Source organism: Cupriavidus taiwanensis (assembly GCF_900249755.1).
In the GTDB taxonomy this organism is placed as follows: domain Bacteria; phylum Pseudomonadota; class Gammaproteobacteria; order Burkholderiales; family Burkholderiaceae; genus Cupriavidus; species Cupriavidus taiwanensis_D.
This window is the reverse complement of the sequence record NZ_LT976853.1, coordinates 883376-897402: the sequence shown is the minus strand read 5'-3', so window position 1 is coordinate 897402 and position 14027 is coordinate 883376. Positions and strand designations below refer to the sequence as shown.

At 69.8% G+C, this 14027-nt stretch carries 15 protein-coding genes; 9 read left to right on the top strand and 6 right to left on the bottom strand.

The features are described from left to right. Positions 1-99 precede the first annotated feature (99 nt). Positions 100-879: a class I SAM-dependent methyltransferase gene (locus CBM2594_RS04085; protein ID WP_116355723.1), complete on the top strand. Its 780-nt coding sequence runs from the start codon at positions 100-102 to the stop codon at positions 877-879. 15 nt (positions 880-894) lie between these two features. Here the strand turns inward: CBM2594_RS04085 and CBM2594_RS04080 are convergent, their stop codons facing one another. After that, positions 895-1812, bottom strand: coding sequence for a LysR family transcriptional regulator (locus CBM2594_RS04080; RefSeq protein WP_116355722.1), 918 nt, complete (start codon positions 1810-1812; stop codon positions 895-897). Positions 1813-1916: 104 nt separating this feature from the next. On the opposite strand from CBM2594_RS04080, the gene CBM2594_RS04075 reads away from it, so the two are divergent. Beyond that, positions 1917-2942: a bile acid:sodium symporter family protein gene (locus CBM2594_RS04075; protein WP_116355721.1), complete on the top strand. Its 1026-nt coding sequence runs from the start codon at positions 1917-1919 to the stop codon at positions 2940-2942. Positions 2943-3234: 292 nt separating this feature from the next. Here the strand turns inward: CBM2594_RS04075 and CBM2594_RS04070 are convergent, their stop codons facing one another. Beyond that, positions 3235-4749, bottom strand: a complete 1515-nt coding sequence (locus tag CBM2594_RS04070; RefSeq protein WP_116355720.1) for an N-acetylmuramoyl-L-alanine amidase — start codon at positions 4747-4749, stop codon at positions 3235-3237. Further along, a complete protein-coding gene (gene tsaE, locus CBM2594_RS04065) occupies positions 4743-5255 on the bottom strand; it encodes a tRNA (adenosine(37)-N6)-threonylcarbamoyltransferase complex ATPase subunit type 1 TsaE (protein WP_026164566.1) in 513 nt (170 codons plus the stop codon). Before tsaE ends, CBM2594_RS04070 begins: the two co-directional genes overlap by 7 nt. A gap of 16 nt (positions 5256-5271) precedes the next feature. Here tsaE and queG point away from each other — a divergent pair, with 16 nt between their 5' ends. Continuing rightward, positions 5272-6519, top strand: coding sequence for a tRNA epoxyqueuosine(34) reductase QueG (gene queG / locus CBM2594_RS04060; RefSeq protein ID WP_116355719.1), 1248 nt, complete (start codon positions 5272-5274; stop codon positions 6517-6519). Here queG and CBM2594_RS04055 read toward each other — a convergent pair. Continuing rightward, entirely contained in the window at positions 6485-7378 is an 894-nt protein-coding gene (locus CBM2594_RS04055; RefSeq protein WP_116355718.1) for an AEC family transporter, read from the bottom strand. The genes queG and CBM2594_RS04055 overlap by 35 nt on opposite strands. Before the next feature lie 155 nt (positions 7379-7533). Between CBM2594_RS04055 and CBM2594_RS04050 the strand changes: the two genes are divergently transcribed. The 6 genes from CBM2594_RS04050 to plsY all read left to right on the top strand — a co-directional run bounded on the left by CBM2594_RS04050 (position 7534) and on the right by plsY (position 12073). Next, positions 7534-8235, top strand: coding sequence for a chalcone isomerase family protein (locus CBM2594_RS04050; protein WP_116355717.1), 702 nt, complete (start codon positions 7534-7536; stop codon positions 8233-8235). A 103-nt stretch (positions 8236-8338) separates the two neighbouring features. Next, positions 8339-9307 (top strand): tripartite tricarboxylate transporter substrate binding protein BugE, encoded by a 969-nt coding sequence (locus CBM2594_RS04045; protein ID WP_116355716.1) that lies wholly within the window; start codon positions 8339-8341, stop codon positions 9305-9307. 106 nt (positions 9308-9413) lie between these two features. Continuing rightward, on the top strand, positions 9414-9893 hold the full coding sequence (locus CBM2594_RS04040) for a methylated-DNA--[protein]-cysteine S-methyltransferase (protein ID WP_116355715.1): 480 nt from the start codon (positions 9414-9416) through the stop codon (positions 9891-9893). Beyond that, positions 9890-10828: a site-specific tyrosine recombinase XerD gene (gene xerD / locus CBM2594_RS04035; RefSeq protein ID WP_116355714.1), complete on the top strand. Its 939-nt coding sequence runs from the start codon at positions 9890-9892 to the stop codon at positions 10826-10828. Before CBM2594_RS04040 ends, xerD begins: the two co-directional genes overlap by 4 nt. 21 nt (positions 10829-10849) lie before the next feature. Further along, positions 10850-11341: an aminoacyl-tRNA deacylase gene (locus CBM2594_RS04030; protein ID WP_116355713.1), complete on the top strand. Its 492-nt coding sequence runs from the start codon at positions 10850-10852 to the stop codon at positions 11339-11341. 123 nt (positions 11342-11464) lie between these two features. Next, positions 11465-12073 carry a glycerol-3-phosphate 1-O-acyltransferase PlsY gene (gene plsY / locus CBM2594_RS04025; protein WP_116355712.1) on the top strand — a complete coding sequence of 203 codons (609 nt, stop codon included), beginning with the start codon at positions 11465-11467 and terminating at the stop codon, positions 12071-12073. A gap of 186 nt (positions 12074-12259) precedes the next feature. Here plsY and CBM2594_RS04020 read toward each other — a convergent pair whose 3' ends face one another. Further along, positions 12260-13531, bottom strand: coding sequence for an ATP-binding protein (locus CBM2594_RS04020; protein ID WP_116355711.1), 1272 nt, complete (start codon positions 13529-13531; stop codon positions 12260-12262). A 69-nt stretch (positions 13532-13600) separates the two neighbouring features. Continuing rightward, on the bottom strand, positions 13601-14027 hold a 427-nt coding region (locus CBM2594_RS26785), incomplete at its 5' end, for a winged helix-turn-helix domain-containing protein (RefSeq protein WP_232346555.1).

Genomic DNA, 14027 nt, shown 5'->3' with positions numbered 1-14027 from the left:
TATGCCGAACCCGCCTCGCGGGCAAGCCCCCCCAACAACAAGACCGCCGGCCGGGCCTCACCCCTGCTCACCCGGCCGCGGCCCAAGGAGCCCAGCACCATGCAGCAACAGGAACTCGTCGCCGCCCAGTTCGGCGCCACCGCCAGCGCCTATCTCACCAGCGCGGTCCACGCCAGCGGCGCGGACCTGCAGCAACTGAAGGACGAACTGGCCGCGCTGATCCCCGCGGCCAACCGCCCGCGCAGCCGCGTGCTCGACCTGGGCTGCGGCGCCGGCCATGCCAGCTTTGCCGCCGCGGCGGTGGCGGGCGAGGTCACCGCGTACGACCTGTCGGCCGACATGCTTGCCGTGGTCGACGCCGCCGCGCGCGAGCGCGGGCTGGCCAACCTGCGCACCCGCCAGGGCGCGGCCGAGCAACTGCCGTTCGACGATGCCAGCTTCTGCGCGGTGGTGTCGCGCATGAGCGCGCACCACTGGCGCGACGTGCCGGCCGCGCTGGCCGAAATCCGCCGCGTGCTCAAGCCCGGCGGCAAGGTGGTGCTGATCGATATTGCCGGCGCGCCGGACCCGCTGCGCGACACGTGGCTGCAATCGGTCGAGCTGCTGCGCGATCCCTCGCACGTGCGCGACTACACCCCGGCGGCGTGGCGGGCGATGTTCGAAGCCGCGGGTTTTGCCGCGCACGGCATTGCCGTCTCCGAAACCTGGCGCATCGGCATCGAGTTCGACAGCTGGGTGCAACGCATGCGCACGCCTGCGGTGGCGGTGGAGGCGATCCGCCACCTGTGGCGGGTGGCGCCCGCGGAAGTGTGCGAGCACTATCGCGTGCAGGCCGACGGCAGCTTCGAGCTGGAAGCGGTGATGGTCACCGCGCGGTGACCGGACGCTGCCGGCTCAGGCCGCCGCGCTGACCGCCGGCGCCTCGGCCCGCACGGTCAGGCGCCGCACCAGCTCCCACACCGCCGCCGCGGCCGGCGACAGCGAGCGGTCCTCGCGCCGCACCATGACGATGCTGCGCTCCTCGCGCGGCACCAGCGGGCGCCACACCAGCGGCGACGCCGCCGGCAGCGGCAGCGAGAACGACGGCAGCACCGACGCGCCGATGCCGGCCTCGACCATGCCGAACACGCTGGCCGAATGGCCCAGCTCCTGCACCACCTGCGGCACCACGCCGTGGCGGCCGAACACGCGGTCGATCAGCGGGCGGCTGCCCGAGGCAAAGTCCAGCAGCACCAGCGGCATGCCATGCAGCGCCGACCACGGCACCGATTCGGCCTGCGCCAGCGGATGGTCGCGCCGGCAGACAAAGCAGAACGGGTCGGTCGCCACCGGTGCCACCAGCAGCCCGTCGCGCACCAGCGGGTCGATCAGCACGCCGAAGTCCACCGCGCCGGCGCGGACCTGCTCCAGCCCGTCGGCCTGGACGTTGTCGCGCACGGTCAGGCGGATTTCCGGGTATTGCGCGGCACAGGCGGCCACGTAGAGCGGCATCAGCCGGGCCGAGATCGTCGGCGCACCGGCTATCACCACGCGGCCGCGATAGCGCTCACCCAGCTGGCGGGTTTCCTCGAGCGTGTCGTCCAGTTGCCCGAGCAGGCGCTCCAGCGCGGGCGCCAGCGCATGGCCGGCTTCGGTCAGCACCACTTCGCGCGTGGTGCGGTCCAGCAGGCGCACGCCGAGCGCATCTTCCAGCTCGGCCACGCCGCGGCTGACCGCCGGCTGGGTCAGTCCGACGGCGTCCGCGGCGCGGCTGAAGCCGCCGCTGTTGGCCACCGCCAGGAACACACGCAACTGCCGCAATGTGTAATTCATGCAACAACCGGATAAATAGATTCTATAAATGAATTTGCATTCTAGACCCGGCTGGCGTCCAATACTAGGCAAAACCCTAACAGCGCAGGATTCCACCCGCAGTCATGTCCCGTATTGTCCGCAATCTCAAGAAACTCTATGACCTGATCGACGGCTTTGTGCTCGTCATGCTGACCGCCATCGCCATCGCGCTGGCCGCGCCGGAACTCGGCACCGGCGACGGCCCGCTGCAACTGGGCGTGGTCACCAGCCTGGGCGTGGCGCTGGTGTTCTTCCTGCACGGCGCGGCGCTGTCGCGCGACAAGCTGGTGGCGGGCGCCAAGCACTGGCGCCTGCATGTGTTCGTGCAGGTCTTCACCTACGTGGTGTTCCCGGTGGTGGGCGCGCTGCTGATGCTGTCGCTGCGCAATACGCTGCCGGCCGACCTGCTGCTGGGCGTGTTCTTCCTGTGCGCGCTGCCGTCGACGGTGTCGTCGTCGGTGGCCATGACCTCGATGGCGCGCGGCAATGTCTCGGGCGCGATCTTCAACGCCACCATCTCGGGCCTGATCGGCATGCTGGTGACGCCGCTGCTGATGGGGCTGGTGATCAGCGCCAGCGGCGCGTCGATGCCGCTGGGCAAGGCGCTGACCGGCGTGGCGCTGCAACTGCTGCTGCCGTTCGCGCTGGGGCAGCTGCTGCGTCCGCTGATCGGCAGCTGGCTGGCGAAGAAAAAGCACATCACCAACAAGATCGACCGCGGCGTGATCGTGCTGATCGTCTATTCGTCGTTCTGCGACGCCACCGCCGAAGGCCTGTGGCAGCAGTACCAGTGGCAGACCATCGGCGCGGTGATGGGGATTGCCGCGGTGCTGCTGTTCGTGGTGCTGGGCTTCACCACGCTGACCGCGCGCCGGCTCGGCTTTTCGGTCGAGGACGAGATCACCGCGGTGTTCTGCGGCTCGAAGAAGAGCCTGGCCAACGGCATCCCGATGGCCAAGATCCTGTTTGCCGGCCATCCGGCACTGGGCCTGCTGGTGCTGCCGCTGATGGTCTATCACCAGCTGCAGCTGATCGTATGCTCGGTGATCGCGTCGCGCTATGCCAACCGCGATGCGCTGCTGGAAGACCAGGCCGCGGCGCGGGCGTGAGGAAACCAAGAAACGAAGCCAACGTCTTTGGGTGCGCCAAAGCCGCCCGAACTAGCCTAAGCAAGGTGTTCTCCCTCTCCCCTCAGGGGGAGAGGGACCGGGGTGAGGGGTGGTTTAGCTAGGAACCACTTCAAGCGGGGCCAATGGTTTTAACCCACGGACGTCAGCCTTTGACACTCCGGCCCTCACCCCCACCCCTCTCCCGCGCGCGGGAGAGGGGAGCTTGCTGCAAGCGGCAGCGGAAAAACAAAAAACCGGGGCACGCCCCGGTTTTTTCACGCCCGCCGAAACCTCAAACCGACGGATTCTTCGACAACGGCGGATTCCTTGCAAAATACGCCCGGATCCCCTTCAGGATGGCATTGGCCAGCTGCTCCTGGTGCGCGTTGTCGTTGAGCTTGCGCTCTTCTTCCGGGTTGCTGATGAAGGCGGTCTCGATCAGGATCGACGGAATGTCCGGGGCTTTCAGCACGGCAAACCCGGCCTGTTCGACGCGCGCCTTGTGCAGCTTGTTGATGCCGCCGATCTCGCCCAGCACGGCCTTGCCGACCTGCAGGCTGTCGTTGATCTGCGCGGTGGTCGACAGGTCCAGCAGCACGCGCGCCACCTGCGCATCCTTGTTGCCCATGTTGGCGCCGCCGATCAGGTCGGAGGCGTTTTCCTTGTTGGCCAGCCAGCGCGCCGCGGTACTCGACGCGCCGCGCTCGGACAGCGCGAACACCGACGCGCCGCGCGCCTCGGGCGACAGGAAGGCATCGGCGTGGATCGACACGAACAGGTCGGCCTGCACGCGGCGCGCCTTCTGCACGCGCACGTTCAGCGGCACGAAGAAATCGGCGTCGCGCGTCATCATCGCGCGCATATTGGGCTGCGCATCGATCTTGGCGCGCAGCCGGTGCGCGATCTGCAGCACCACGTCCTTTTCGCGCGAGCCGGCCGCGCCGATCGCGCCCGGGTCTTCGCCGCCATGGCCGGGGTCGATCGCCACGGTCAGCAGGCGGCGCATCTTGAAGGGGCGCTCGGCGGTGGGGTTGTCGCGCGCGACGGGCGGCACCACGGGTGCGTTCGGGGCGGGCACCGGCGGCACCGGCGAGGCCGACGGCGTGGACGGCCGGGGCCGGGCTGCGGCCACCGGCGGCGGCGCGGTGGTGGGCGGCACCTCGCCCTTCTCGTCGAAGCGGCGCACCAGCGCGCCGATGGCGTCTTCCTCGGCGCCGGCCGGGGCGCCGGCAATGCCTTCGGCGCCCGGCGCCGGGTCGGAGGTGGCGAAGCGGCGCTGCTTTTCCTCGGTGTCGCGCACCAGCTTCCACAGCGGGTCGGGCGGGTTGACCGGGTACAGGTCGAACACCAGCCGGTTGCGGTAGCTGCCGATCGGCGCCAGCGTGAACACCTGCGGCGCCACGTTTTCCTTCAGGTCGAACACCATGCGCACCACGCGCGGCCGGTTCTGGCCCACGCGCACGGTCTGGATATACGGGTCGTTCGGGGTGATCTTGGCCACCAGCTCGCGCAGCGTCGGCGACAGGTCCAGGCCGTCGATGTCCACCACCAGCCGGTCGGGGTCGCGGATCATCTGGTGCACCGCGGCCAGCGGTGAGTCGGATTCGATGGTGACGCGGGTATAGTCCTCGGCCGGCCACACGCGCACCGCGACGATGCCGGCGCCGAACGCGATCTGCGGACCGGCCAGCGTCAGCACGGCGGTGCCGGCGCCCAGCTTCAGCGCCTGCGCCATCCATTTGCGGCGCGCCTGCAGCAGGCCGTCGGGTCCATCGGGGCGGTCGGTGGCAAGTCGCTTGATCAGCATGCGTTCAGCAAGGTAAGTCCAGTGGGAGTATAGGCGCGCAAGGTCGCGATCCGCCGCTCGCCGGCGTCATCGGCGCCGGCCATGTCCGATTGGAGCAACACGTGCAGGTCCGGTTCCCCCAGCAGGCGCCCGGCCTTCTCCGGCCACTCGACCAGGTTGAAGGCCGGTTCGGCGAAACAGTCGCGAAATCCTGCGTCGAGCCATTCTTCGGGATCGGCAAAGCGGTACAGGTCGAAGTGGTAGACCGTCAGCGGCGAGCCGTCGGCGCGGGCAACGTCATAGGGCTCGCACAGCGTGTAGGTGGGGCTGCGGACCTTGCCCGCGTGGCCCAGCGCGCGCAGCACGGCGCGCGACAGCGTGGTCTTGCCGGCGCCCAGGTCGCCGGACAGCTGCACATGCACCGTGCGCGGCGGCATGGCCTGCACGGCGGCGGCCAGCGCGGCGCCCAGGCGCGCGGTGGCGGCTTCGTCGGGCAGCGTCAGGGTGCGTTCTTCGAGCAAGGGCATTGCGTACAATTCAGGAATGATCGACCGAGTCGCCCCCGGGCCGGCAGATGCGCCGCCGCCCGCCCCCGTTCCCGTTCCAGACACCAGCGGCCATGCGGCTGCGGGCCCGGGAGAGCTTGCGGCGCTGGCCGCGTCGATCCGCGCATGGGGCGCGGCGCTGGGCTTTGCCTCGGTGCGCATCGCCGATGTCGACCTCGCGCATGCCGAGCCGGGACTGCTGGCCTGGCTGGCGCAGGGCTGCCACGGCGACATGGATTATATGGCCAACCACGGCCTGCGGCGCGCGCGGCCGGCCGAACTGGTGCCCGGCACGGTGCGCGCGATCGTGGCGCGCATGCCTTATCTGCCCGCCGCCGGCGCGCAGGCGCAGGCCGCCGACTGGCGCCGCCACGAGCTGGCGCGGCTGGACGACCCGGCCACCGCGGTGGTGTCGCTGTACGCACGCGGACGCGACTATCACAAGGTGCTGCGCAGCCGCCTGCAGCAACTGGCCAGCCGGATCGAGGCCGAGATCGGCAAGTTCGGCTATCGCGTCTTCACCGATTCGGCGCCGGTGATGGAAGTGGCGCTGGCCAGCCAGGGCGGGCTCGGCTGGCGCGGCAAGCATACGCTGCTGCTGGACCGCGACGGCGGCTCGATGTTCTTCCTCGGCGAGATCCTGGTCGACATCCCGCTGCCGGCCGACCCGCCCGAGTCCGGCCATTGCGGCAGCTGCCAGCGCTGCCTGGACATCTGCCCCACGCGCGCCATCGTCGCGCCCTACCGGCTCGATGCGCGCCGCTGCATTTCGTATCTCACCATCGAGCACAAGGGCGCGATCCCGGTGGAGCTGCGCGCGCCGATGGGCAACCGCGTCTACGGCTGCGACGACTGCCAGCTGGCGTGCCCGTGGAACAAGTTCGCGCACGTGGCAACGGTGCCCGATTTCGACGTGCGCAACGGACTGGACGCGCCGGACATGGTGGCGCTGTTCGCGTGGACCGAGGCCGAATTCAACCAGCGCCTGGAAGGCAGCCCGATCCGCCGCATCGGCCATGAACGCTGGCTGCGCAACCTGGCGGTCGGGCTGGGCAACAGCCTGCGCGCGGCACGGTCGGGCACGCGCGCCGAAGACGCGGCCCTGGCCGCGCGCATCCGCGCAGCGCTGCTGGAGCGGCGCGAGGCCGCCACGCCGCTGGTGCGCGAGCATATCGACTGGGCCCTGGCGCAGGGCGGCCCGCCGCCAGACGCTAGCTCACCAGCGCCAGCCACAGCGGCGTGGTGACGATCGCCGCCACCGTCATCAGCGAGATCGTCGCGGCCACCATCGGCCCGTTGCCGCCCATGCGCACGGCCAGGATGTAGGCGCTGGAAGCGGTCGGCAGCGAGGCGTACAGCACCACGATCTGGTACTGCAGCATGGTCAGCGGCAGGTGCCGCCCCACCAGCCAGGCCACGCACGGCATCGCCAGCAGCTTGACGCCGGTCCACCACGCCACCGGCCCGGCGGTGCCGGTAGCGCCGCTCACCTGCAGCCCCGCGCCCACCGTCATCAGCCCCAGCGCGGTCGACGCCGAACCCAGCCGGTTCAGCGTCATGCCCAGCACCTCGGGCGCGTGCAGCCCCATCAGGTTGGTCGCCAGGCCGCCGGCGGTGGCCAGGATCAGCGGGTTGCGCGCCAGTTCCTTCCACAGCGCGGTCTGGCCATGCCGGGCCAGCGCCCACACCGCCGCCACGTTGCACAGCGGCACGGTGCAGCCGACGATCACCGCCATCAGCGCCAGCCCTTCCGAGCCGCCCAGCCGCGAGGCCAGCGCCAGCCCGATATAGGAATTGAAGCGGAACGCGGTCTGCAGCCCCGAGGCAAAGCTGACCGGGTCCGGGCGCAGCACCCATTTGACGGCGTAGCCGCCGGCGATGCCGGTGGCCAGCACCAGCAGCGCCAGCCCCAGCATCGCCGAGGTCGACGAGAAATCCAGCACCGCGGTATTGGTCGACTGCAGCAGCAGCGCCGGGAACAGGACGAAGTAGACCAGCCGCTCCACCCCGCCCCAGAAGGCGCGGTCGAACGGGGAATAACGCACCAGCAGCCAGCCGATCAGGATCAGGCTGAAGTCCGGGACCAGCAGGAGGGCGGAAGACATCTAGGGTTGTTGTTGTAGGGGTGGCATGACGCTGCAGCGGCCCGGGCAGCCGTCGCACGGAAACAGCGGCGGGGAGAGATAACGGCAAAAATGCCGGAATGTGCAGACTAGGGCAGATACGGATAGGTATTTTTCCAGATTTCCGGCAGCATGGCATGCCAAGTTGTACGCCTGCCGCCATGTTGTCCCGCATCCGTTGCGCGCGCCTGCGCGTGGACACCCTCCTCCGCTCCCGACTCAGCCCTGGCCGTGGCCATAGGCCGGGCCGCCGCCTGCGCCTGGCCGCCGTGCTGGTTGCGCTGGCCGCCGCGGCCGCGGTGCACGCCGTGCCCGGGCCGGCGCGCGCGCTCGAGATCGAAGGCATGCGCTTTGACGACGCGGCGCGCGTGGGCGGCAAGGAGCTGCAGCTCAATGGCGCGGCACTGCGCACCGGCTTCCTGACCAAGGGCTACGTGGCGGCGCTGTACCTGGAGGAAAAGGCCCGCAACGCCACCGTGGTGCTGGGCACGCCGGGGGCCAAGCGGCTACAGTTACGCATCCTGCGCGAGACCGAGCCGCCGGCCGTGGTGCGCGCGATCCGCCAGGGCATGCGCGACAACCACACCGAGGCGCAGATGCGGGCGCTGGCGGCGCGGCTGTTACAGTTCGAGCGCACCCTGGGCGAGCTCGGCACCGCGCACAAGGGCGACGTCATCAACCTGGATTTTTCCCCGCAAACGGGGACGGTCATCGCCATCAACGGCACGCCGCGCGGCCGGCCAATCCCCGGCGAAGACTTTTACCAGGCCCTGCTGCGGGTGTTCCTGGGCGAACGCCCGGCCGACGCCGGCGTCAAGCGCGGCCTGCTGGGCGGCTGACCCAGATTACGCTGCCGACGCACCGCCCGACCTGTGGCACTGCGACGGTTTTTTTGCTTCCGGGCAGCACCCTGCCCGGATTTCTGACGGGAGACATGATCTCATGCAAGCTGGCAAACTCGCACTGACCCTGGCCCTGGCGGCCGCCGCCTCCGCGGCGCAAGCCGAGAGCTACCCCACCAAGCCGATCCGCCTGATCATTCCGTTCGCCCCGGGCGGCACCACCGACATCGTCGGCCGCGGCGCGGCGGACCAGATGAGCCGCATCCTGGGCCAGCCGGTGGTAGTGGAAAACCGCGCCGGCGGGGGCGGTTCGATCGGCGCCGACGCCATCGCCAAGGCCGCGCCGGACGGCTACACCATCGGCATCTCGACGGTCTCGACCATGGCCGTGAACCCGGCCTGCAACCCCAAGCTGTCGTACGACCCGATCAAGGACTTCAAGCCCATCACCAACCTGGCCAACGTCGCCAACGTGATCGCGGTGAACCCGAGCTTCCCGGCCAAGGACTACAAGGAGTTCCTGGCCGTGCTGAAGGCCAACCCGGGCAAGTATTCGTACGCGTCGTCGGGCACCTGCGGCTTCGGCCACATGCTGGGCGAGCAGTTCAAGGTCTCGACCAAGACCTTCATGGTCCATATCCCGTACCGCGGCGCGGGCCCGGCGCTGAACGACGTGCTGGCCGGCCAGGTGCCGATCATGGTCGACAACCTGCCGTCGTCGATGCCCTACATCAAGGCCAACAAGCTGCGTCCGATCGTGGTGGCGTGGAACAAGCGCCTGGACTCGCTGCCCAATGTGCCGACCTTCGGCGAGATGGGCCTGAAGGAGCCGAACGATCCGGCCTGGTACGGCCTGGTGGCGCCGGCCGGCACGCCTGACGAGGTCATCAGGAAGCTCAACGAAGCCGCGGTCAAGGCCCTGCAGGACAAGGACTTCCAGCAGCGCCTGCGCACCGCCGGCGCCGAGCCGTCGGGCAACACCCCGGCGCAGCACGCGGCCGAGATCAAGAAGGAATTCGACAAGATGAAGAATCTTGTGAAGGTGCAGAACATCAAGCTGGAGCAATGATCCGGCCGGTGTGACGCCACCCGCAAAGGGCCGCCGCGAGGCGGCCCTTTTTTCTTGCCCGCGCCAAAAAGCACTAAAATCCAGCATTCGCCCCAGCCTGACCGCCATGCCCGCCACCTATGACGCCATCCTCCCCGCCCCCTTCGGCAAGATCGGGGTGCGCACGGACGGCGCGCGCATCCGGGCCATCGTGTACCTTCCCGGGCACGTCGAGGCACGCGCCCCTGTCGACGTCCTGACGCAGCAACTGGCGGCACAGCTGGAGGCCTACTATGCCAATCCCGACGCCGTCTTCGACCTGCCGCTGGCCCCGGCCGGCAGCGACTTCCAGCAGCGCGTATGGCAGGCCATCAGCGCGGTGCCGCGCGGCGCGGTGACCACCTACGGCACCATCGCCGACGCCATCGGCGCGATGCCGCGCGCGGTCGGCCAGGCCTGCGGGCAGAACCCGTTCCCGATCCTGGTCCCGTGCCACCGCGTGGTCTCGGCGCGCGGCATCGGCGGTTTCTCGCACCATGCCGAGGACGGCTTCTACCTCGACGTCAAACGCTGGCTGCTGCGCCATGAGGGCGCCATGCTGATATGAGCGGCGCTCCGGCGGCAGCCGGGCTTGGCGCCGCTGCCAGCGACGCCGACATGGCCCTGGTCAGCCGCTTCTGCGATGCGCTGTGGCTGGAAGACGGGCTCTCGCGCAATACCATGGACGCCTACCGGCGCGACCTGACGCTGCTGGCGCGCTGGCTGCAGCACGAGCAGCGCGGCGAGCTGCTGCAGGCAGATGACAGTGCGCTGTCGGCGTACTTCAGCGCGCGCCACACGCAGACCCGCGCGTCGTCGGCGAACCGGCGCCTGGCGGTGTTCCGCCGCTTCTACCAGTGGGCGCTGCGCGAGCACCTGGTGCAGACCGACCCGTGCCTGCTGCTGCGCCCGGCCAAGCAGCCGCCGCGCTACCCCAAGACGCTGACCGAGGCCCAGGTCGACGCGCTGCTGGAGGCGCCCGACACCGAGACCCCGCTGGGCCTGCGCGACCGCACCATGCTCGAGCTGATGTACGCCAGCGGGCTGCGCGTCTCGGAGCTGACCCAGATGAAGACCATCGAGATCGGCCTGAACGAGGGCGTCGCGCGCGTGGTCGGCGGCAAGGGCGACAAGGAGCGCCTGGTGCCGTTCGGCCAGCAGGCCGGCGACTGGCTGCGGCGCTACCTGGCCAGCGCGCGCCCCGTGCTGCTCGCCGGGCGCGCCTGCGACGCGCTCTTCGTCACGCAGCGCGGCGAAGGCATGACGCGGCAGGCGTTCTGGCACCTGATCAAGCGCCATGCGCGCGATGCCGGCGTGCATGCGCCGCTGTCGCCGCACACGCTGCGGCATGCCTTCGCCACGCATCTGCTCAACCACGGCGCCGACCTGCGCGTGGTGCAGCTGCTGCTGGGGCACGCCGACATCTCCACCACCCAGATCTATACCCACGTCGCCCGCGAACGCCTGCGCGAGCTGCACCAGCAGCATCATCCGCGCGGCTGAGCGAGGGGGCGGCTTACTGTCATGAGCAAGACCAGGCACGTTTCGGAAACCCCCGCCACGCAGGCGCTGCGCAAGCACGGCGTGGCCTTCGGCGAGCACCCCTATGACTACGTCGAGCACGGCGGCACCGGCGAGTCGGCGCGCCAGCTGGGCGTGCCCGAGCATGACGTGATCAAGACCCTGATCATGGAAGACGAGCGCGCGCAGCCGCTGGTGGTGCTGATGCACGGCGACTGCTCGGTCTCGACCAAGAACCTGGCGCGCCAGACCGGGCGCAAGAGCGTGCAGCCGTGCAAGCCCGAGGTGGCGCAGCGGCACAGCGGCTACCTGGTGGGCGGCACCTCGCCGTTCGGCACGAAGAAGCGCATGCCGGTGTACGTCGAATCGACCGTGCTGGAGCTGGCGCGCATCTATATCAACGGCGGCCGGCGCGGCTACCTGGTCAGCCTGGACCCGAAGCTGCTGCCCGCGCTGCTCGACGCCCGGCCGGTGCAGTGCGCGCTGCCGGACTGACTTGCCGGCCGCGGTGCGCAAGCCCGGGTCGAGGCAAGCCTCCACGCCAATCGGGGAAGTCACGGTCGTGGCGAGCCCCCTGCCGCGCTACAATCGCGCCAGCCTGAATCCACCCCACTCCACATGGCCAATCTGCTTTTCGCCCTTGCCGCCTACCTGATCGGCTCCGTTTCCTTCGCTGTGGTCGTCAGCAAGCTGATGGGGCTGCCGGATCCGCACTCCTACGGCTCGGGCAACCCCGGCGCCACCAACGTGCTGCGCACCGGCAACAAGAAGGCCGCGATCCTGACGCTGATCGGCGATGCCCTGAAGGGCTGGCTGGCGGTCTGGCTGGCGGCGCGCTTCGGCCCGGCGCACGGCCTCGATGACACCGGCCTGGCCATGGTGGCGCTGGCAGTGTTCCTGGGCCACCTGTTCCCCGTATTCCACCGCTTTGCCGGCGGCAAGGGCGTGGCCACCGCGGCCGGCATCCTGCTGGCGATCGACCCCATCCTGGGCCTGGGCACGCTGGCCACCTGGCTGATCATCGCCTTCTTCTTCCGCTATTCGTCGCTGGCGGCGCTGGTGGCGGCAATCTTCGCGCCGTTCTTCCACGTGCTGATGAACGGCGTCGACGTGATGGCGGGAGCGATCTTCGTGATCAGCGTGCTGCTGATTGCGCGGCACCGGCAGAATATTGCCAAGCTGCTGGCGGGGAAGGAGAGCCGGATCGGGGAGAAGAAGAAGGTTTGAAGGGTTGAACGCAAACGGCTGAGAGCGTCCGCCCGCTGCCGGTTTGCTCCCCTCTCCCGCTTGCGGGAGAGGGGCCGGGGGTGAGGGCCCGGCGGTGGCAATTGCGACGGCCGTCACTTCGTTGATGCTCCCCGCCCTCACCCCAACCCTCTCCCGCAAGCGGGAGAGGGAGCAAACAAGCGGTTATCACACGGTAGCCGCCCCGAACACCATCTCCACCCGCAGCCCGCCCCCTTCCGCATTCACCAGGTTCAGCTTCCCTCCCGCCTGCCGCACCAGCCGGTCGACGATCGCCAGCCCCAGCCCGGAATGCGCATTGCCGCCGCGCGCCGGGTCCAGCCGCACGAACGGCAGCGTGGCGCGTTCCTTGTCATCGTCGGGGATGCCGTCGCCCTGGTCTTCCACCACCAGCATGTAGCCGTCCGGCGTGCGCGAGGTCGCGATGCAGACCGGCGGCTTGCCATAGGCGTAGGCGTTGTCGACCAGGTTGCCGACGATGCGGTCCAGCTGCGTCGCGATCATGCGGAAGCCCTCGCCCGCGCCCAGCGACAGCACCACCTGGCGCTCCTGCTCGGCCAGCGATGCGGCGAGCTCGTTGACGCGCCGGTCCACCGGCACCGGCCGCGCGGTGGGCTCGCTGGTCTGCGCGAAGCTCAGGAACTGCTCGACGATCGCCGCCATCGAATCGACGTCGCGCGTGACCCCGGCGGCGGCCTTGGGATCGGCCAGCATTTCGGCGCGCAGGCGCAGCCGCGCCAGCGGCGTCTTCAGGTCGTGGGCGATGCCGGCCAGCATGGTGTTGCGCTCCTGGTCGATGCGCGCCAGGTCGGCCACCATGCGGTTGAAGCGCTCGATCAGCTGGCGCAGCTCATGCGGGCCGCGCTCGCGCAGCGGCGGCACCGCGTGCTGGCGCGACAGCAGCGCGGCGGCGTTGGCCATGTCGCGCACCGGGCGCTGGATCTGCCACGCGATCAGCACGGCGAACACGATCGCCACGCCCACCACCAGCATCACGCCCGGCACCAGCCGGTTGTCCGGCGGCGGGTTGTGGACCCACAGGATCGGCATCGCGATCCAGTCGGCGCGGCTTGGCAGCTTGATCCAGATGCGCGGCGTGGTTTCGTCCTCCAGCCGGATCTCGGTGCCTTGCGGCAAGCGGCTGATGAACTGCTCGACCAGCCGGCGCGAGCGCCCGCCCTTGGGCGCGGTGGCGTGCTCGTCGGCGTCGGCGGTGTTGGCGGTTTCCACCAGGCTGGGCAGCCTTGCCGGCGGCTTCGCATCGAGCGCGCGCTCGATGCTGTCGAGCTGGAACAGCATCTGCTCCACCGAATAGTCGACCTGCTGCTGGCGCCGGTCCATGCGCAGGATGGCCAGCCACGAGAAATGGCTGATCACCAGCACCGCGGCGATCAGCAGCGCAATGCGGCCGAACAGGGTATCGATACGTCGCAACTTCATCGGGAAGCAGGTCCTGGTGGCGCCGGGTAGCCGGGACGCCAGCGGCGCCGGCGCGTGGCCGGCGCCGGGTTATTCGGGGAGGCCCGCGGGAATCTCTTCCGCTTCGTCGGGCACGAAGGTGTAGCCGCGCCCGCGCACGGTCTGGATATAGCGCGGGCGCTGCGCGTCCTCGTCCAGCAGCCGGCGCAGGCGCCAGATCTGTACGTCGATGCCGCGGTCGCTGATGCCGCTGGCGCTGCCGTACATCAGCTCGACGATGCGCTCGCGCGACAGCACTTCGAGCGGATGCATCAGCAGCAGCTTGAGCAGCGCGAACTCGGTATCGCTGATCGACAGCGCCTGCCCGGCGCGCGACAGCGTGCGCTGGCGGAAGTTGACGCGGAACGGGCCGAACGCGACCGATTCGCGGTCCTCGGGCGCCGCCGCGGGGCGCGCCAGCTTGCGGCGCAGCACGGCATTGATGCGCGCCAGCAGCTCGCGCGGCGAGAACGGCTTG